The organism is Corynebacterium sp. LaCa_282, from assembly GCF_057198125.1.
This window is the reverse complement of record NZ_CP191095.1, coordinates 2,388,752-2,407,229: the sequence shown is the minus strand read 5'-3', so window position 1 is coordinate 2,407,229 and position 18,478 is coordinate 2,388,752. Positions and strand designations below refer to the sequence as shown.

Genomic DNA, 18,478 nt, shown 5'->3' with positions numbered 1-18,478 from the left:
TTTATACGGTAGTCCCCGAAAGACCATCACCCTGATTCGTTGGGGTGGTTGGTGTTTCGGGGATTAGTCGTCGTTTCACCCCGCTGGTATTTGTGACTTGTACTCTGTCGAGCTGGGGGAATGCGTGGCGGGGTGTCGTGGTTTTACCCCCTAGTGTCAGGTGTGGTGGGTAGGGTGTACGCCAGAGCAACAGGTTCGATAAGGCTCAAAACTGCTGTTGCGATAAGTTTAAGAACGATATTTCTCAGCAGATGCGTGCAATATTCTTAAACATGGCACAACATACTTCATCCCCTGGTGGTCTCACTATCGGTTACTGCCGCGTCTCGACCGCGGACCAGAACCTGGATTGCCAACTCTAGACCATCGGAAACGTAGACCGCGTCTTCACAGATCACGCCTCCGGAGAGAAGGGCGCACCTCGCCAAGGGCGTGTCCACGAACTTCCCTAAGGAATGGGTCATGTATCTACCGAATATCACCGATTCACAGGATCAGTTGACCCTCAACCTCCTCGGCTCCTTTGCCAAGTTTGAACGCTCCTTGATTCATGAGCATCAGGCCGAGGGCATCGCCCTGGCCAAGGCAGTCAGAAAATAAGAAAGAAGAGCAAAGAAACTCACAGACAAGGAAGTCAGGTATTTTCGAGAGAAAACCGCCGCGGGAGTGCCCAAGACCAAGCTTGCCCGCGAGTACAACGTCAACCGAACCATCCTCTACCGTACATTCGAACGGGAGTAATTAATCGAGTCCGAAGTTCCCCAGTTTCTTGTTAAGGTCTAACAGATACACCAGCTCATGTTTCTTCTTGGCCGCTCTCGCCTCAACTGCTTCCCTCGCCCCAGCAGCTGCAATCCGCAATGAAGCCGCCATCGCTGCGGCTGAAGTGGGGAGGAGGTCGGCAACGCTGCTCAGGCTGGTGAGAGTGACTGTGATGGTCGGAATACCGTACCCTTGAGTTGCTAGGCGGAGACCAGTTTCTTTGGCTATCCGGGAGCCCTTCACTGTTTTCCGTATATCTATAAGAGTAGGGCGCACTTCGTCTCGCCATAGCTCTTCAATGTCACTAGGAAGCGTCTCGTCGAGGGCGGATGACTGAAAGTCTCTTCGACACCTCGGAGTATCTCCTGGATGGCCGGCCGCCACAGCCTTTCGCCTTCCACACGCTTTGGGTCCATCGACGAGCATCTTCCCAGGCTGCGCATCATCTGGCGGAAGACCGGCAACGGCACCTCAGATTCTTCCACTCCCAGACGCTGCAATGCCTCTGGTGGAAGATCCGCAACCGTTTCCCACACATTGTCTGGATCTAATCCACGTAGATGGGAAACGTCCACAGCAAAGACGCGGCAGGCGCGATCAGATCAACCTGATCGGCATATAACAATGAGCTCCGAACAAGGCGGAGTTCATTGTGCAAGACAACCGCACCACTAGCACGTCTACTGGTGGGAGCGGCTCCCACCGTGAGTGTAAAACCGCGGTCTAACCGCTGCTGTTTCCGGCGAGTGTGGCGCGAGGGCCGACTTGGATTCTTTCCCATAGAATCATTATTCACCGATCGTCCCCCCGCCCGTCCTCGCTTCGAAAACAACAAGGCTGTTTCGTTGAGTATCATCTCGTCACGGAACTGCTACAGCCGAAAAGCGGATAGCGTCTTGGTGGTCAAAGCACCTTCTTCTCCTTATACACAGACAACGGCTGTCTAGTTCCCTGGTGGCTGTTTTCTGACCACAGCGATCGTGGCTTGCATCCCGTCATATGGAAGTTGTCTTTGAAGGATAGGCTACAATTTCAGGGTGGAATCACAGCTAGTCGCCTACATTGATGAGTCCTCCGCCCTTAGACCCCCAGACCGGCAGGAGTACCTGGTGTGTGCAGCCATCATCGACACTCAAGACTTGGAAAAAATACGCGAGGAGCTGCGTCCACTACGACTTCCTGGCCAGATCAAACTTCACTGGACCGACGAACGTAATAGCCGACGCCGAAAAATCGTGGACACCCTTTCTGAGATCGACTCCATGCAAGCGATCATCACCCACCAGAGTGAAGTGAGCAAGAAGACGGAGAGGCACCGCAGGAAATGCTTGGAGCAGATGTACTTCGAGCTCTCCGAGATGCACGTCCACAACGTCACTTTGGAAAGCCGGCAAGAAGCACAAAACAGGCGAGACGTCGCCCATATAGTTGCCCTGCAGGGCCAGGGACAAAGTGCTGGCATCCGACTGCGACACGTACGCGGTGGCGATGATCCCCTGCTCTGGATTCCAGATGCCGTTCTGGGAGCACTGAACTCCGTCCATCTAGGGGAAGAGCAGTACTGGGAGAAGCTGCACGAGAAAGTGGTCCTCAACCGTCCCACCCCGGATTCCCTCTAGAGGCAGGCGAAGACCCTGGGTCCAGTCGTCCGGCTGGGGTCCCAGGGTCTTCTTCCGATCCTGTCGTAACAGGTGGCAATAACACTAGGGTAGCACCATTTGGCACCATTTGGCACCATTTGGCACCGATAGGCCCTGTCCGTTTCCTTAGCTGGATCGGCGGCCTCATCCTGGTTTCCTGACCAAATCCACATCGACCAAGCCGAACGCAGCGGGCTAAATATCACTCTGCTCAATACCCCTAGACGTTGACACCGACATGCCCCGCCGAGATACAGCAGTGAAGTGTTCCAGGTTTTGTTCCGTTTGAGTAGATGGGAAAATCTGGAACACTTCAGCTTAAAGCAATTTGTACATGGCCAATGGAAGGCCAGAGGTGAAATGGCGCGGCTTTCCGCTGAGTGGATCCGTGAATTCTAAGTCCGTTGCTGTTAGGTGCATGGGTACGGACATGTCTTCGGCCTCCTCGGGGAAGATCGTGGGGTAGACCGGATCGCCGAGGATCGGTATGCCCGCCTGCCACATGTGCAGCCGCAATTGATGGGTCTTTCCAGTCTGTGGTTTGAGGGTGTAGAGACCAAGATCTGGCAGCGGGCCGTGAACCTTTTCGTAAGGGGCCTTATCAATGGGTTGTACCGATTCTAGTGTGGTGAAAGCATTCGGTTCACCATCTGCTATCCGGCCTTGGATTTCACCGGGCGTTTTAGTTAGGTGGGAGGACCATTGGAGGGGCGTCGGCAAGCGGCGGAATTCCGCGACCGCCTGGTAGGTCTTGTGGACTTTCTTTTCTGCGAAGAGGGACTGGTAGGCACCGCGGATTTCCTTGTACTTTGTAAATAGAAGCAGGCCGGAGGTAAGGCGGTCGAGGCGGTGTGCCGGCACTAACTCGTTGTTTCCGGTGGAACGGCGGAGGCGAACGGTGGCGGTTTCGACGATGTGGCGGGCGCGCGGCATGGTGGCCATGAACGGGGGCTTATCGGCTACCAGGATGTTGTCATCTTCATAGACGATGGGGATGTCGTAGGGTACGGGTATTTCTGGTGCGGGGATGCGGTAGAAGAAGACATCGACATCCTTGCCGAGCACGGTACCTGGCTTCAGGGGAGTTTGATCGCGCAGGACTACCTCGCCCGCGGTGAAGCGGTCACGCAGAGCCTGTGCATCATCATTGGGGTGGCGGTGGCGCTGGGAGGATATGACTTCGCTGAGGAAATCCCAGGTGGTTAGGCCTGCCTCCGGGGTGCGTACGCGCGTAGGATTGAGCCCATTTTTGATGGGCAAAGGGGTGAATCCTTTTCTGCGATGTATTAGTGTGTTTGGCATGGATATTAATTCTCTCGCGGACCAGGTGATGGCTTTTTTCTCTGACGGAATTGGCGCGGTGTTAAGGGACGTATTCCGGATGCTCCTCGAAATTTTCTCTCCGTCCAATTCTGATCCTGCAACTGTCAACCACTAAGCCTAATCCGTACTATAATTAAGTTATAACCACTGAAAGGAAAGATCATGGCTAAGGAAGACATTGTAGTCGTCGCCGTCGACGGCTCTGACGCCTCAAAGAATGCCGTCCGTTGGGCAGCAAATACGGCGATGAAGAGGGAAATCCCCCTGCGCATCGCATCGAGCTACACCATACCGCAGTTCCTGTATGCGGAAGGTATGGTCCCACCGAAGGACCTCTACGATGACTTGCAGGATGAAACCCTGGAAAAGATCGAGGAAGCTCGTGCAATCGCTCACGAGGTAGCCCCGGAGCTCAAGATTGGGCACACCATCGCAGAGGGTTCTCCGATCGACATGCTGCTGGAAATGTCTCATGACGTCACCATGGTCGTGATGGGCTCGCGCGGTATGGGTGGCCTGTCCGGCATGGTCATGGGCTCTGTTTCCGCCGCGGTTGTTTCCCACGCTGCGTGCCCGGTAGTCGTGGTGCGCGAAGATAATAATGTCACCGATTCCACCAAGTACGGCCCGGTTGTCGTTGGTGTGGACGGTTCCGAGGTCTCTCAGAAGGCCACCTCCTATGCTTTCCGCGAGGCTCAGGCTCGCGGCGCGGCCCTCGTTGCCGTGCACACCTGGATGGATATGCAAATCCAGGCATCCCTCGCCGGCCTTTCTGCTGCTCAATCTGAGTGGGCAGAAATTGAAAAGGAACAGGCTGAGGTGCTGGAAGAAAACCTGAAGGAACCGCGCGAAGAGTTCCCCGATGTTGAGGTAAAGAAGCAGATCACCCGTGACCGCCCCGTCCGCGCGCTGACGGAAGCTGCCGAGGGTGCGCAGCTTCTCGTCGTTGGTTCCCACGGCCGCGGTGGGTTCAAGGGCATGGTCCTTGGATCTACTTCCCGCGCATTGCTGCAGTCTGCACCGTGCCCGATGATGGTGGTACGCCCAGACGACGAAGGCTAAATATTTCACTAGCCTGACTTCCCGGCGCTCTTCTCCCCGGCTTTTGCAGCTAGGGAGTGGAGCGCTTCTGGTGTTTTAGAGCCACTTTGCTATACAAATGTGTCGTATTTGTTATCCCCAGGTGAGTCACAGGGGTTTACACTGGGAAAGACTCGATACGTTTATATTAGGAGGAAATCATGGGACTAGGTTTAGGTCTATTCACCTCGATCATCGTTGGTATCATCGCCGGCTGGCTGGCGGAGAAGATTATGAAGCGTGACCACGGGTTGTTTACCAACCTAGTGGTGGGTGTTGTCGGCGGTCTCATCGGTGGCATCATCATCCAGTTGCTGAATATTGAGGCTAGCGGTGGTTGGATCTTCTCCATCATCGCGGCTACCGCGGGTGCTTGTATTTTGCTGTGGATTGTGGACAAAGTGAAGCAATAATCCGCATTTAATTAGCGTACATACCGGTTTGTCTATAAAGTATAGATGAACCGGTTTTGTCGTTGTAGAGAGGAATCCATGGCAGAGAAGAAGTCGCGCCGCAATCGGCCCAGCCCGCGAAGCAGGCTGCTGGAATCTGCAACTAAGCTCTTTAAAACCGAGGGCATTCGCGTCATCGGTATTGACCGCATCTTGCGTGAAGCGGATGTGGCCAAGGCGTCCCTATATTCCTTGTTTGGCTCCAAGGATGCCTTGGTCATTGCCTATGTAGAGTCTTTGGATGAGCAGTTCCGCCAGGACTGGGAGCAGCGCACGGCTGCCATGCAGGATCCGGATCAGAAGATTTTGGCCTTTTTTGACAAGTTTATTGAGGAAGAGCCGGAAGAAGGTTTTCGCGGTTCGCACTTCTTGAATGCAGCGGGCGAGTACCCGCGGCCGGAAACGGATTCAGAGCGCGGCATCGTTGCGGCTTGCATACAGCATCGCACTTGGGTGCATTCCACCCTGACGGCGCTGTTGACCGAGCGCAATGGCTATCCCTCGGCTTCTCAAGCAAGCCAGCTCTTGATTTTCCTTGATGGCGGTCTCGCCGGAGCCCGCTTGACCAAGGAAGCCGGGCCGCTATATACGGCCCGCGAGCTGGCTACTCAGATGCTGTCGGCCCCTCCTGCTGATTATTCGATCTAAGGTACTTGCGCGCCTCTAGGCGCAGCCGGTTGACCCGCTTCTTCTCCTCCTTGGAAAGGGCGGGCTTTTTATCTTTCTGGCGCCATGCGCGGATGCTCTCGCGGCGCATCTCGTGGACTTCTTCCGTGAGCGGGTAGCGCTTGTGCAGCATGATCTCAAAGACGATGGTTTGGACCAGCGTGAAGAGGTAAGCCCAACCCCAGTACAGGATGATGGCGACGGGAAGCGGACCGCTATGGGCCAGGTACCAGAGCAAGATGGGCGCCACAATCAGCAGGATGCCGATGATAATGAAGATCCGCCGGTTGACCTTTTGATCAAATTGCGTGGTGAGGAAGCTGCGCACCACGGAAATGATGGAGTTGGCCAGGGTAAAGGCAATGGCGGCAAAAACGATTGGGTTGAGCAGATCGCCGTGATCGCGGGCGAAGTCCGTGATGGGGACCCCGGAGTAGGTGGTCTCCCGGAAGGCTGCGACATCGGCAGCATCAAGCATGCCCACCGTGGACGAGCCCTGTTCGATATTCGACATGCGCAAGATGACTTGGTACAAGCCAAGGAAGGCGGGGATCGTAATCAGTGGGGGAATACAGCCGGCAGCAGGCTTGTAGTTATAGCTCTTGGACAAATCCTGCTGTTTTTGGATGAGCTCCGCCATCTCCTCGGTGGTTTCGGCGTGATTCATCTGCTCGTTAATCCGCGTGCTTTCTGGGCGCATGAGGACGCTGATGCGACCGGAGCGCAGTGCCATCCAGTTCAGCGGGGAGACGATACCGCGGACGGTAATAACCAGCAGGATGATGGAAACAAGCCAGGCGGTGGATTCATCGACGAAGCTACCGATAAGCCAATGCCAGAATTTCATGATTCCGGAAACCGGGTACATGAAGACTTCGAACATGCTTAACCTTTCGATGTGGCGGTATATATTAGGGTGTTAAAGCATGACTAAAGTTCTTGGGGAACTCATGCTTACCATTGGCGTGGTTTTGGTCCTCTTTGCATTCTATGAAGCCTATTGGACAAATGTGGAATCAGGGCGGCTACAGGATGAGGCCAATGCGAAGCTGGAACAGCAGTGGCGCAACCCACGGGAGAAAATGGACCCAGATTTGGGAGAGGCTTTCGCGCAGATGCGCATCCCTGCCTTTGGTTCGGATTATCACTTTGCCATCATCCAAGGCACGGATGACGATGATCTTCTGCGCGGCCCCGGCCACTATGAAGACACCCAAATGCCAGGTGAGGCGGGGAATTTTGCGGTGGCTGGGCACCGCGTGGGCAAGGGTGCCCCATTCAATGACTTGGGTTCCTTGCATACCTGCGATGACATCATCATCGAAACCCAAACGGAAAAGATTACCTACAAGGTGTTGCCCATTGATGGCGAGCACGCGGATTGCTTCGATGAAGTACCGGAAGAATATAGCCACGTTGCCGGCAGGCATATCACCACGCCTGGCGATGTCTCAGTGATCGACCCCGTGCCAGGAACTGAAGCGGACCCTACGCGGGGAATGCTGACCCTCACCACTTGTCACCCACAATTTTCCAACGCCGAGCGCATGATCGTGCACGCGATGGAAGTTGGAAAGGAAGCTAAGTAATGTATCGCGCTTTGTGGAACCTATTGCCGGGGCCGAAGCCAGTGAAGGCGCTGCTCGCCATCGCCATTGCGGTGGGAGTGTTCTTCCTCCTCATGGAGGTCGTCTTCCCCTGGGTTTCGCCGATGATGCCCTATAACGACGTCGCGGTTTAAAGCCCTAAATTGGCAATGGCTTCTTGGGCAATCTGCTCGGACTTGAAGGTTTGTTGCTGATTGCTCCACACCAGCACCGCGTGGGTATCCTTTTGTACGGCGTAGACGGCCTGCTCATTGACGATGCCCCGTCCGCCCTCCCAGCCTGCAAAGGAGGCGGGCTCGGTGGCATCGATTGGCGCGGCCCAATCCACCGCGGCGCGGGCGTCTTCTACGCTGGGCATATCGCGCACGATGACGGTAGCTTGCGGGTGGTCCTGATAGGACCAAAAGACGCAGGCGGGGGTGGGAAAGCGCGTGTCGATGCCCTGCTTGGTAAGGCGCTCGCCGTTGGTATTTTCCAGCCAACCGGGATCGATATAGGGACAATCGCTCCACTCGTTGACCTCTGCGGTCTGTGCGACGTTGACGGCGGTGCTTTCCGATGCCCGGTCGTGTTCCGGTTCGGTCTGGTCTGCTTGTTCGGTTTGGCATCCCGCGATCCCTATTCCGGTCACGGCGAGAAGGACAAGTAGGCTTTTGCGCATGAGCTCCACATTAGATCGGGATTCCGATGCACTGCGCACCGGCATTCATTTCTTAACTGCGGTCCTGTTGGTGGTGGGCATTTTTACCTCGGTGAAAATGCCGCTATCCCAGTCCCTTATCAACCTATTGTTATTGGTGGGGTTCGCGGCGGTCTACTTTGCGGGATCGATCTATGCGGAGCAGTGGCCGCGGCCCATGCACTACCTGTGGATAAGCATCCTCACGGTGTTATGGGGCGCGGATCTATTCGTGGCTCCCGCCGCCATCTATCTGGTATTCGTCATGTACTTTTTGTACCTGACCGTGTTGGATATGACCGCAGGTATCCTGTGCGTTATCGGCGCTACCGTGCTCACCATCGTGGTGCAGATACCGGGAGGCCTGACCTTTGGCGGGGTGATGGGGCCGGCGGTCTCGGCACTGGTCACCGTGGCGATTACGTATGCGTTTCGCACCCTATCGCGCATGAACCGGGAGCTCATAGAAACCCGCACGCAGTTGGCGGCCACGGAACGAGATGCCGGCATGGTGGCCGAGCGCCAGCGCATCGCCCACGAGATTCATGACACCTTGGCCCAGGGATTGTCATCGATTCAGATGCTCCTGCACTCCGCCGACCGGGATCTGGATAAGGGAGACATTCCCGCCGCCCGCCGGCGCATTGAGCTTGCGCGGCGGGCCGCCGCGGATAACCTGCATGAAGCGCGGGCCATGATTGCTGCGCTGCAGCCGCCCACGCTAACGGAGACGTCCCTCGAGGCGGCGCTGACGCGCATGGCGGAAAACTTCGCCGCTACGGCGGGGTTCCAGGTGGAGGTCGACAGCGAGGGTGCGGAGCAACAGCTGCCGATGAAAATAGAGGCGGCGCTATTGCGGATTGCACAGGGGGCGGTGGGGAACATCGTCAAGCATGCCGGTGCCAGCCGCGCCCGGATCACCGTTACCTATGAAACCGACGAGGTGCGCGTGGATGTGGTGGATAATGGGCAGGGTTTTGAGCCCGCGACGGTGGAAAGCGCGCCTGCGGGGCTGGGGCATATTGGCCTATCTGCCATGCGGCGCCGCGCGCAGGAGCTAGGCGGCGATGTGGTCATAGAATCCGCGCCGGGGGAGGGCACGGCTGTGTCAGTTAGTATGCCCTTGGATAAGGCGGTAGATTAAACTTTTGGTTGAGAAAAACATCGATAGGAGGGATGTCGTGATTCGGGTCCTTTTGGCAGATGACCACGAGATCGTGCGGCTGGGGCTGCGTTCGGTGCTCGAAGGCGCAGAAGATATCGACGTCGTGGGCGAGGTAGCGACGGCGGAGGCCGCTGTGTCCGCGGCGCAAGCAGGTGGTATCGATGTCATCCTCATGGACCTGCGATTCGGGGCGGGCCTCGAGGGAACGCGCGTGATGGGTGGCGTCGAAGCCACCGCGCAGATTCGCTCCTCCATGAGCACGCCGCCAAAGGTGCTGGTCATCACCAATTACGACACCGATGCGGATATCCTCGGCGCCATCGAGGCAGGCGCGGTAGGCTACCTCCTAAAAGACGCCCCGCCGCAGGAGCTTTTGGATGCCGTCCATTCGACGGCGGAGGGGGACTCGGCGCTTTCGCCCATCGTGGCCGATCGCCTCATGACCCGGGTCCGCACGCCCCGCACCTCGTTGACCCCGCGCGAGCTAGAGGTTTTGCAATTGGTGGCGGCGGGGGCCTCGAACCGGCAGATCGGCCATGACCTCATGCTTTCTGAGGCCACGGTGAAATCCCACCTAGTGCACATTTATGACAAATTGGGCGTTCGCTCGCGTACCTCCGCGGTGGCGGCCGCCAGGGAACAGGGCGTGCTTTAAGTCTCTAGTGGGCCGCGTTGTATGCGTCGATGATGTTCTGAGGGATCTTGCCGCGGCGCGCTACGTCATGGCCCTGTTTTTGCGCCCATTCGCGGACCTTGCGCGGATCGACCTGTGGGGATTCCGCATCGGGGGCGGCATGTGCGGCCTCGACAAAGGGGGCGATTGCCTCGTGGAAGCGGCGGGCATTGTCGCGGGATAGATCCATCAAGTAGCTGCGCCCATTGACGCTGAAGCGGACTACCTCTAATTCATCCTCACCAATGAGTTGATTATCAAGGTCATCATAAAATTGCGTGATTTCGCGGCGTGCCATAGTACCTCCATGGTTTATTGCATCGATATGTTTACCTAATACCGGTATTTGGAATCCGAATTAACTCTAATTCAATTCTACCAGTGTGGAAAATAGTAGACAATAAAGTTTTAGTTAGTGGCCCTCGCGCATAAAAATATCGCCGCCACCAAAAAGGTGAACGGCGATGGGAGGCGGAAGAGAAATTATTCGCCCAGGCGCTGCTGAATCTCCGCGGTAACGGAATCGATCTCTCCGCTAATCGTCTTATGCGCACGGCGGCGCTGCTGCTCCGTCATGAATTCGGCGTTATCGATCGCGGCATCAACCTCTTCGAGGCGCTCGCGCACGTCCCGCTTGAAGCCGGCGGGCAGATCCACGTCCTTGAGGGAATTACGGATGCCGGCGGTGCGGGCCTTGAGCGGGGCGCCGTAGCCGGAAAAAGAGGCCATTTCTGCGGAACTTACGCCCGCTTTGTGAGCCTTGCGCTTTTCTTTTTCGGACTTAAGGCCCACAAATGCGCGATAAACGAGGGGAAGCAAAAGCGGGGCGGCGGTGCGCAATGCACCTGCATAGCGCTTGACCTTGCCGGCATTAAAGTGGCCCTCGCGCAGCTTTTCCAATTCCTTTTCCGCCATCTTCTGTTCGTGCTTACGGCGCTTTTTGAGACCCTTTTCTTCGGTCTTAAGAAGGTGCTTTTCTTGCTTGGCAAGGAGCTTTTGTTGGCGGCGACGATCCTTCGACTGGGCCTTTACCTCAGCCTTGGCGCGCGCCTTCGCCGCCTTGGCCTGCGCGCGTGCTTCCTGGCGAGCCTTTTTCAATTTCTTGAGGATACTCATTATTTTCCCTTACGTTCGATCGAGTCTGGATTCAACATTACCTTGCTGTTCTATTAAGCTCACCCGGTGTGGAGGATGTCGTTGTAGCTTCGGATCTCGTTGGGTGCCGCTATCGCTTGGCGCAGCGGCGCGCCCACCCGGAGATTCCGCGCACCCGAGCCTCGATTGCTCGGGCCGAGCGCCACAGCGCCGCCGTAGACGCGGTCATGGAGTTATTCCCGCGTAAAGCCCCTGGCCGTTTCCGGCGCATCGATCTAGAAGGTGACGATTGGGAACGCGCCATGGCCACGCTGGAGGCCATTGCCTCCGGCTATACCCACATCACCAATGCGGTCTTTGCCACCGAAAAGTGGAAAGTGCACGTGGAATTGCTGCTGCGGGAGGCGGGTTCTTATACCCCCATTATTGTGAGCAACCACCGCGTGGCGCGCAAGCACCCAAAGAAAACCACGCTTGCCGTGCCCACCCACCGCCTTGGGTTGAGCGAGCCCATGGAGGTTCCGTACAAGGCCCGCCACCATGCCGTCGATGGCTATCGTTTGGCGCTCGCCGCCGAGGCCTTGGAAGATATGGGCCTGAATTCCGGGCGCGGCGGTGCCATCGGTCAGGACCGCCAGCAGGCCTTTTTCACGGAGACGGCGAAGTTTGATGTGCAGCGCGCCTGGGATAAGCCGCTTCCCACCGCGCCGGTGCGGGTCAAAGAGTGCGCTAGCTGCAGGTTCTGGCCCTTGTGCGAACAAGAACTGGTGGCGGCGGACGATATTTCCCTTTTCTTGCCGGGCGATCGCGCCCGCCCCTTTCGCGAGCGCGGCATTACCACGGTGCAGGCGCTTATCGATGCCAATGTGGGCGAGCCCTCCCGCCTCGCCGCCGCGTGGCGTGCCGGGCAGACGCTGCTGCGCCGCGGGGATACGTCGGTGCCGCGGGCGGATGTCGAGGTGGATGTGGACATGGAGGCCTACATGGACCAAGGCGCTTACCTGTGGGGCGCGTGGTTCGAGGGCGAGTACCACCCCTTCGTGACGTGGGAGCCGCTGGGCGGGCGCGCTGAGGCGGAGAACTTCGCCGAATTTTGGAGGTGGTTGATGCAGCTGCGCGATACAGCGCATGCGGAGGGCAAGACCTTTGCCGCTTATTGCTATTCCGCCCACGGCGAGAACCACTGGATGCGCCGCTCCGCGCAGCGCTTCCGGGAGGTGGATGAACGGGAAGTAGAAGACTTTATCTCTTCCCCAGAGTGGGTGGATATGTTTGCCTACGTGAAGAGATCCTTCGCGGGGCCCTTTGGGCTGGGGCTCAAAGTGGTGGCCCCAGTGGCGGGATTCCGGTGGCCGGAAGAGGACTTTGATGGCGAAGAATCCGTCAACGCGCGCCGGGAGGCCCTAGCGGGCGATATGAGCGTCCGGCAGCGCCTTTTGGACTATAACGCCGGCGATGTCCACGCCACCCGGATAGTGCGCGAGTGGATGAGCGCCGGCGCGCCGGGAATCCCGGAGCTCTAGAGCGCCGCGAACAGGGCGTAGATTACCGCCAGGATGGCGATGCCGATATAGATTTGGTTCCAGTCCGCGGTGGTTTTCGGCGCGGGACCTTCCGCCTTTTTCATCAACACCTGCTTTTGGGCCTTGACCGCACGGGCAATGAATATGGGGTAGACCGCCAAAGAACCGATGCATAGTAGCGAGGCCACCACCTTGAGCAAGGAGATATCCGTGCCCATCCAGATGAGCAGCCCCCCATTGACGAATGTGGCGCGCAACAGGCCCCACCGATCCAGCTCCTGAAGCCCCGCGCGGACCGCGCTGGGGCCACCGCCCATGGTGGTGGGAAGAAGATAGCTCATGACTCCGATGAGCAGCTGCGCCGCAAAGCCCACCACGAGGCCGAGCGTAGGAAGCCCTGGTTCTGCCACGAGGAAGTGCTGCGTGGTGTAGTACGCCAGGGATAGCACCAGCCAGAGCGTGGCCATCAGCGCCGAGACGGAGGCAAAGTTAACGCGGTCGCGCGGTGCGCGGGCGACGTCGATGACATTGCCAAGCCACTGCTGCAGGCTCAAGATCCAGCCGATGCAATAGATGATCAGCCCAAGCTGCGGGAAGTTCAGAAACGCGCCGATGGACGTTGCCACCACGCCCAAGGTAAGCAGCGCGAACGAGGAGGACATGCGCTCATTGGTGCCCTGCGTGCGCCAGATCGTGGGAAAGAGGATGGTCAAAGAACCTGCCGCAGCAAGGCCGATGAAACCGCCGATATTGGCGGCGATATGGGCCAAGAGCAACTGCGGATCACCCGGGTGAATGGCCAGGATCGCGCCGAAGACCGCACCGACCGGCAAGCACAGCGCGGATAGCACGTAGGCGCCGACAACTGGGCGGAAGCGCTTATCCTTAGCTGTTCGCCACTGGGCAAACAGGGACACCGCGTGCCATAAAACGGTAAGCGCGATAAGCGTGGCACCGATCTGGGTCAGTATCCAGTGGTGAGCCCAGAATTGCACGAGGATTTGGCCCGCGACGGCGATGATGATGCCGATATTGAGGATATAGATGCGCGCGAGCTGTTTGGGGCGGGCGGAATCCGGCAGTTTTTGTTGCACGAATTTTTCAGTCAGGTGCTGCGACCACACCAGGATGCTGTTGGTGACCAGGCCCAACGTGAAGAGGTGGATAAGTACCCAGCGATAATTGGGCACGAATATGTGCGCTGCGCCCACTACGATGAAGACCATCATCCAGATGGACACGGGGCGTGAGGCTTTGCGGTGCCAGGTGCGGCTCGACCACTTATCTTGAGGCATAAAACCGAGTTTAGTCGGATTTAATCTTGGTCCAAGTCAGCGCCGTGAGCGCGAGCGCGAAGGCGGTGAAGCAGGCGATGAATTGGTGCCAGGTGAGGGCATCGAAAAGCACGCCTGCCAAGGCGCCCACGATGGAAGAGCCCAGGTAATAGCAGAAAACGTACATTGAGGATGCCTCGGCGCGGTCGTGGGTGGCCAGTTGCCCCACCCAGCCAGACGCTGTGGAGTGCACCGCGAAGAAACCGACGGTCAGGCACACCATGCCGATAAGAGTCATGGCTAGGTTGCCGGCGCAGAGGATAATGCCCACGGTAAAGAGCGCGGCGGAACCGACCATGGTTTTACCGTGCCCAATGCGCGCGACCAGCGTGCCCGCCCTGGCCGAGGACCACGTGCCGGAGAGATAAAACAGGAAGGTAAAACCGGCCAGTGCCGGCGATAGGCCGAAATCCCCGGTTAGGCGGAAGGTGAGGAAGTTATACATGGACACGAACGTGCCCATGGATAAAAAGGCAACGATAAATAACGTGGCGAGATCCTTATTCGCCCAGTGCCCAAAGACCGCACTCAGCTCGGAGCGGAAGTGAATTTCCTTGGGGTGAAAATTCCGCTGGGCGGGCAGGAGGAGCCAGCAGGTGATGGCAAAGGCCAGGGAGACTACGGCGGAACCGAGCAGCGCCCAGCGCCACGAGGAAAACTCCACCAAGCCCGCGGGAATGATGCGGCCGGTGAGCCCGCCTACGGAATTGCCGGCGATATAAAGGCCCATCGCTTTAGGCAAGGCATTATCCTCGAGCTCTTCTGATAACCAGGCCATCGCCGTCGCAGGAGCGCCGGATAACATCGCGCCCTGCAGCCCGCGCAGGGCAATGAGCTGCCAGCCTTCTTGGGCCAGGGGCACCACGAGGCCCAGGATGGTGGCGGCGATAGCGGAAATGAGGAGGATGCGCCCGCGCCCATAGCGCTCAGAAAGGATGGACGCCGGAACCACGCAGATGGCCAACGCGCCGGTGGCGGCCGAAACGGTCATGGCCGCCTCGGTGTGTGAGATGCCCATATCCGTTACCAACGTGGGCAAAATTGCTTGGGTGGTATAGAGGCTAGAAAACACCGCCAAGCCCAACAGGAGCATGGCGATGGTGGCGCGCCGGTTTCTGGTCATGCATATCAGCATTCTCTTCACAGGCGGCGGTGTAAATTGCGCCACACCCTTGATGGGGTTAGTGCAAACATGAAAATGCCGCCCTTCCAGTAAGGAAAGGCGGCAGAAAGTAACTAAGTTAGAAGTTACTTCTTAGCTGCAGCGAAACGCTCTGCAACGTCGTCCCAGTTGAAGACGTTCCATGCGGCCTTGACGTAGTCGCCCTTCACGTTCTTGTACTGCAGGTAGTAAGCGTGCTCCCACATATCGAGCATGAGCAGCGGGGTGAAGTCAACGGAAACGTTGCCCTGCTGGTCGGTGAGCTGCTCGATGATCAGGCGGTCAGCGATGTGGTCGTAACCCAGCACTGCCCAGCCAGAACCCTGGAGGGAGGTAGCGGCACCAGCGAAGTGTGCCTGGAACTTCTCGAAGGAACCGAAGTCGCGGTCGATAGCCTCTGCCAGCTCGCCGGTGGGCTGGCCGCCACCGTTCGGGGACAGGTTCTTCCAGAAGATGGAGTGGTTGGTGTGGCCACCCAGGTTGAATGCCAAGTTCTTGGACAGGGCGCGGATACGGTCTGGGTTAGCCTCGCCGTTGCGCTCTTCTTCCAGTGCCTCGAGGGCAGCGTTAGCACCCTTCACGTAGGTTGCGTGGTGCTTGTCGTGGTGGAGCTCCATAATCTCTGCGGAGATGTGTGGCTCCAGTGCGTCGTATGCGTATGGGAGATCAGGAAGTTCGTAAACAGCCATTTGTGTAATCCTTTCTTCGGGTACGTGTCCCGATGATAGGCACGATCGAAAGATTTCGCCATGATTAATTTGAAATCTGCAATTACCGCGAATATTTAGTGGCCCGGGAATCTATTTGCCCAGTACAACGTTATTAAGGGAAATGGAGAAAGGAGCATTACCTAATGTGGATGTTTAAACCAGAGCCGAAGATGGTGGCTGCGGAAGATGCCCTGCCGGGCCGCAGCGAGCCGGTCTTGGACCCAGCCCCGCACGCGGTGCTGAATACCCCAATTACCGGTCCGTGGAAGGACGGCCAGAAATCGATCTTGATTGCCCTGGGCTGTTTCTGGGGTGCAGAAAAGATGTTTTGGGAGACCGATGGAGTCGAGTCCACCTCGGTTGGCTACGCCGGTGGCACGACCCCGAACCCCACGTATTATGAGGTCTGCCGCGGGCAAACCAACCATGCAGAAACCGTCGAGGTCACCTATGACCCGGAGAAGATCTCCTTGCGCGAGCTCGTGGTGAAGGCACTGGAAGCCCACGATCCGACGCAGGGCTTCCGCCAAGGAAACGACGTGGGTACGCAGTACCGTTCCGCGTTTTATCCCCGCACCGAAGAAGAGCGTGAAGAGATCCAGGAAATCGTGGATAGCTACGCGGATAAGCTCAAAGATTTTGGCTTTGGGGAAACCACGACGGAAGTAAAACGCTTAACCGATACGGACTCTGGCGAGTACTACCTGGCCGAGGACGAGCACCAGCAATACCTGCACAAGGTGCCGAACGGTTACTGCCCGCACCACAGCACTGGTGTGAAGTGCGATTAGGCGTCGAGTCGAATGAAACCGGCGATTTTCCGGGCTAATTTAGGAGTGAGGTTCAGGCGCGATTGGGAGCCTAGGACCTCATTCCAGTACCAGAGCATCTCCTGAAAGTAGTTATGACCGTGGCCACCCGGGACGTTCAGGGAGTTGATCTGGTCTAGTCCAATCTGCCACCAAGTAATAAACGGCGCCCAGCGCAGGTGGCGGAGCGTATCCGCCCGCAGCGTTTCCGGTTGGGGTTCGTGCATCCAGGTAGGGCGGCGGAACATCAGGTTCAGGTCCCACCATACGATGGCATCGGAGGCATGCTGGGCGATGAGCACGCGGGGCCGGCGCCAGCTGGAAGGAAAATCGTTGCCAAAGGCATCGCGGCGCGAGTGCTCCGGTTGGGCGACAAAGCGGACGTGTTTCCCGCCATCGATGACGGGAAGCCGCTCGAGCGAGCCGATATCGCGGCGCAGGCGCTGGGTAAAGCGCGTCATCCGCGGCGGGCCAGAAAAGACCGCGCCGCTACAGGCCTCGAGGAGTTCTTCCTTGTTCTGGAAGTTATCCATAATTGCATAGGCACCCAGGGACTCCCCCGCAAGGTAGAGACGCGGGCGGTCTTCTTCTGGAAGCTTGTCAATTTCTTCTTGCACCACGGAAATGAGCTCGGCTGCGGCGCGCTTGGGCGCGTTTTTATCCACGAGGTAGGCGAAAACCGAGGGCAGGTAGGAATACTGCATGGTGACGGTGACGCAGTCACCGGCGGTCAAAAACTCATAGGAGCTCGCGCTCCAGTTATTAATCCACCCGGATCCCGCGGGCATCTGAATGACGATGGTGTCCCGGCGCAGCGCACCGGTGCGCTGCAATTCTGAGCGCACCTTCTTCGCCGCTTGGGCAAAAGAACGCCCTGGGATATAGCCGGCATAAATGCGGATGGGTTCTTTGGCGGGAGCGCCGGTGATGGTGCGAATATCGCGGGCGCGCGGGCCGTTGGAGACAAAGCGCCGCCCCTGTTGCCCTAACGCGGACCAAGGTTCAAGCGACCATGGGCTACCGGAGCGTTCTGGCTCCCAGGGCATCGACGTGCCGGGGAAGATTTGTTTATTCAGGCGCTGGGCCTTGTGGGAGAGCGAACGGATCCAGCGACGGAATACCACGCGATCCGATAGGCCCACCGCGGTCAAGGTCAGCCCTGCGGTTACGGCCGGCCAAGCCACGAGCGCGGGAACCCAGCGGCCTAATTGGCGCGATAATTTGGTTACGGTCAGCTGTGTCGCCTCGCCTACCAATAACAGCGCGCCGTATCCGGCGGTGCCGACGGCGAGGCCGATGGCCGCGGTGGTTGGACCGCGAACGAGTTGCTTATTTACTAGACCCGCCTGCTTCTCCTGGTTGCGCAGCGACAGCGCCGCATTGAAGGCGGTGCCTGCCCCAATAGCGAGGTGCAAAATTTGGCGGTGGCGCGGGCCTAGGCGATCTTGGGGTCGCTTGCCCAGCCGGTTGAGCACGAAACTCGTCGAGGCCGCCCCGAGGTGCCCGATGGCTTGCCCGATAGATACATTGGCCGCCGTCACCCACCACGGGCGGGGCAGCAGGGACGGCGATACCGCGGCCCACGTGGCCAGCTCTGCGCCTAAGATTCCGGCCGACATATGGGGTGGCAACGTCTGCCGGCTGGTCATGCGGACGACGGGCGTGAGATCCGCGACTACGCCAAGAGAAATTAGTGCAGCGCGGCTGAAGGCGCGTTTCATGGTTGCCCATTATCCCAGAACGTACCTCGTTGCGCAGTGTGAAACATTACGTATGCAAAACCCCGCAGGGCGTTGCA

At 58.0% G+C, this 18,478-nt stretch carries 21 protein-coding genes; 11 read left to right on the top strand and 10 right to left on the bottom strand.

The genetic code is table 11. The features are described from left to right. The first annotated feature begins 462 nt into the window (after positions 1-462). Positions 463-600 carry a recombinase family protein gene (locus ACP8KU_RS11310; protein ID WP_237800092.1) on the top strand — a complete coding sequence of 46 codons (138 nt, stop codon included), beginning with the start codon at positions 463-465 and terminating at the stop codon, positions 598-600. A 141-nt stretch (positions 601-741) separates the two neighbouring features. Here the strand turns inward: ACP8KU_RS11310 and ACP8KU_RS11305 are convergent, their stop codons facing one another. Next, on the bottom strand, positions 742-1,188 hold the full coding sequence (locus tag ACP8KU_RS11305; protein WP_484483770.1) for a hypothetical protein: 447 nt from the start codon (positions 1,186-1,188) through the stop codon (positions 742-744). Positions 1,189-1,799: 611 nt separating this feature from the next. Between ACP8KU_RS11305 and ACP8KU_RS11300 the strand changes: the two genes are divergently transcribed. Beyond that, entirely contained in the window at positions 1,800-2,381 is a 582-nt protein-coding gene (locus ACP8KU_RS11300) for a hypothetical protein (protein ID WP_484483769.1), read from the top strand. 339 nt (positions 2,382-2,720) lie between these two features. Here the strand turns inward: ACP8KU_RS11300 and ACP8KU_RS11295 are convergent, their stop codons facing one another. Next, positions 2,721-3,704 (bottom strand): pseudouridine synthase, encoded by a 984-nt coding sequence (locus tag ACP8KU_RS11295; protein ID WP_484483768.1) that lies wholly within the window; start codon positions 3,702-3,704, stop codon positions 2,721-2,723. A 183-nt stretch (positions 3,705-3,887) separates the two neighbouring features. On the opposite strand from ACP8KU_RS11295, the gene ACP8KU_RS11290 reads away from it, so the two are divergent. The 3 genes from ACP8KU_RS11290 (at position 3,888) to ACP8KU_RS11280 (ending at position 5,905) form a co-directional block, all read left to right on the top strand. Next, positions 3,888-4,787, top strand: a complete 900-nt coding sequence (locus ACP8KU_RS11290) for a universal stress protein (protein WP_023029705.1) — start codon at positions 3,888-3,890, stop codon at positions 4,785-4,787. Positions 4,788-4,966: 179 nt separating this feature from the next. Continuing rightward, complete coding sequence (locus tag ACP8KU_RS11285; RefSeq protein WP_023029704.1) at positions 4,967-5,218, top strand: GlsB/YeaQ/YmgE family stress response membrane protein; 252 nt, start codon at positions 4,967-4,969, stop codon at positions 5,216-5,218. A gap of 78 nt (positions 5,219-5,296) precedes the next feature. Then, on the top strand, positions 5,297-5,905 hold the full coding sequence (locus ACP8KU_RS11280; RefSeq protein ID WP_284642489.1) for a TetR/AcrR family transcriptional regulator: 609 nt from the start codon (positions 5,297-5,299) through the stop codon (positions 5,903-5,905). Here the strand turns inward: ACP8KU_RS11280 and yidC are convergent. Continuing rightward, positions 5,862-6,806, bottom strand: a complete 945-nt coding sequence (gene yidC, locus ACP8KU_RS11275; RefSeq protein ID WP_284629284.1) for a membrane protein insertase YidC — start codon at positions 6,804-6,806, stop codon at positions 5,862-5,864. The two genes, ACP8KU_RS11280 and yidC, sit on opposite strands and share 44 nt — an antisense overlap. Before the next feature lie 43 nt (positions 6,807-6,849). On the opposite strand from yidC, the gene ACP8KU_RS11270 reads away from it, so the two are divergent. Both ACP8KU_RS11270 and ACP8KU_RS11265 read left to right on the top strand, forming a co-directional pair. After that, positions 6,850-7,512, top strand: a complete 663-nt coding sequence (locus ACP8KU_RS11270; RefSeq protein ID WP_284642487.1) for a class E sortase — start codon at positions 6,850-6,852, stop codon at positions 7,510-7,512. After that, on the top strand, positions 7,512-7,664 hold the full coding sequence (locus ACP8KU_RS11265; RefSeq protein ID WP_005285347.1) for a hypothetical protein: 153 nt from the start codon (positions 7,512-7,514) through the stop codon (positions 7,662-7,664). Before ACP8KU_RS11270 ends, ACP8KU_RS11265 begins: the two co-directional genes overlap by 1 nt. On the opposite strand, the gene ACP8KU_RS11260 is transcribed toward ACP8KU_RS11265, so the two are convergent. Further along, the gene (locus ACP8KU_RS11260) at positions 7,661-8,191 is read right to left on the bottom strand and encodes a DUF2020 domain-containing protein (RefSeq protein WP_284810220.1); all 531 of its coding nucleotides are present in this window, start codon (positions 8,189-8,191) and stop codon (positions 7,661-7,663) included. The two genes, ACP8KU_RS11265 and ACP8KU_RS11260, sit on opposite strands and share 4 nt — an antisense overlap. Here ACP8KU_RS11260 and ACP8KU_RS11255 point away from each other — a divergent pair. Next, positions 8,190-9,353, top strand: a complete 1,164-nt coding sequence (locus ACP8KU_RS11255; RefSeq protein ID WP_278723474.1) for a sensor histidine kinase — start codon at positions 8,190-8,192, stop codon at positions 9,351-9,353. The two genes, ACP8KU_RS11260 and ACP8KU_RS11255, sit on opposite strands and share 2 nt — an antisense overlap. Positions 9,354-9,390: 37 nt before the next feature. After that, entirely contained in the window at positions 9,391-10,029 is a 639-nt protein-coding gene (locus ACP8KU_RS11250) for a response regulator (RefSeq protein WP_023018163.1), read from the top strand. A gap of 4 nt (positions 10,030-10,033) precedes the next feature. Here ACP8KU_RS11250 and ACP8KU_RS11245 read toward each other — a convergent pair whose 3' ends face one another. Continuing rightward, positions 10,034-10,345, bottom strand: coding sequence for a histone-like nucleoid-structuring protein Lsr2 (locus ACP8KU_RS11245; RefSeq protein WP_005279679.1), 312 nt, complete (start codon positions 10,343-10,345; stop codon positions 10,034-10,036). Between the two features lie 185 nt (positions 10,346-10,530). Next, entirely contained in the window at positions 10,531-11,163 is a 633-nt protein-coding gene (locus ACP8KU_RS11240) for a DUF6474 family protein (RefSeq protein ID WP_023018162.1), read from the bottom strand. A gap of 68 nt (positions 11,164-11,231) precedes the next feature. Between ACP8KU_RS11240 and ACP8KU_RS11235 the strand changes: the two genes are divergently transcribed. After that, positions 11,232-12,665, top strand: a complete 1,434-nt coding sequence (locus ACP8KU_RS11235; RefSeq protein ID WP_237792560.1) for a TM0106 family RecB-like putative nuclease — start codon at positions 11,232-11,234, stop codon at positions 12,663-12,665. Here ACP8KU_RS11235 and ACP8KU_RS11230 read toward each other — a convergent pair. The 3 genes from ACP8KU_RS11230 to ACP8KU_RS11220 form a co-directional block, all read right to left on the bottom strand. Then, positions 12,662-13,960 (bottom strand): copper oxidase, encoded by a 1,299-nt coding sequence (locus ACP8KU_RS11230; RefSeq protein ID WP_484483767.1) that lies wholly within the window; start codon positions 13,958-13,960, stop codon positions 12,662-12,664. The genes ACP8KU_RS11235 and ACP8KU_RS11230 overlap by 4 nt on opposite strands. A gap of 10 nt (positions 13,961-13,970) precedes the next feature. Then, complete coding sequence (locus ACP8KU_RS11225; protein ID WP_484483766.1) at positions 13,971-15,122, bottom strand: MFS transporter; 1,152 nt, start codon at positions 15,120-15,122, stop codon at positions 13,971-13,973. 125 nt (positions 15,123-15,247) lie between these two features. Further along, complete coding sequence (locus ACP8KU_RS11220) at positions 15,248-15,850, bottom strand: superoxide dismutase (protein ID WP_005279684.1); 603 nt, start codon at positions 15,848-15,850, stop codon at positions 15,248-15,250. Positions 15,851-16,014: 164 nt separating this feature from the next. Between ACP8KU_RS11220 and msrA the strand changes: the two genes are divergently transcribed. Next, complete coding sequence (msrA, locus tag ACP8KU_RS11215) at positions 16,015-16,662, top strand: peptide-methionine (S)-S-oxide reductase MsrA (RefSeq protein WP_284629289.1); 648 nt, start codon at positions 16,015-16,017, stop codon at positions 16,660-16,662. Here the strand turns inward: msrA and ACP8KU_RS11210 are convergent. Next, positions 16,659-18,401, bottom strand: a complete 1,743-nt coding sequence (locus ACP8KU_RS11210; protein WP_484483765.1) for an alpha/beta-hydrolase family protein — start codon at positions 18,399-18,401, stop codon at positions 16,659-16,661. The two genes, msrA and ACP8KU_RS11210, sit on opposite strands and share 4 nt — an antisense overlap. Between the last annotated feature and the right edge of the window lie 77 nt (positions 18,402-18,478).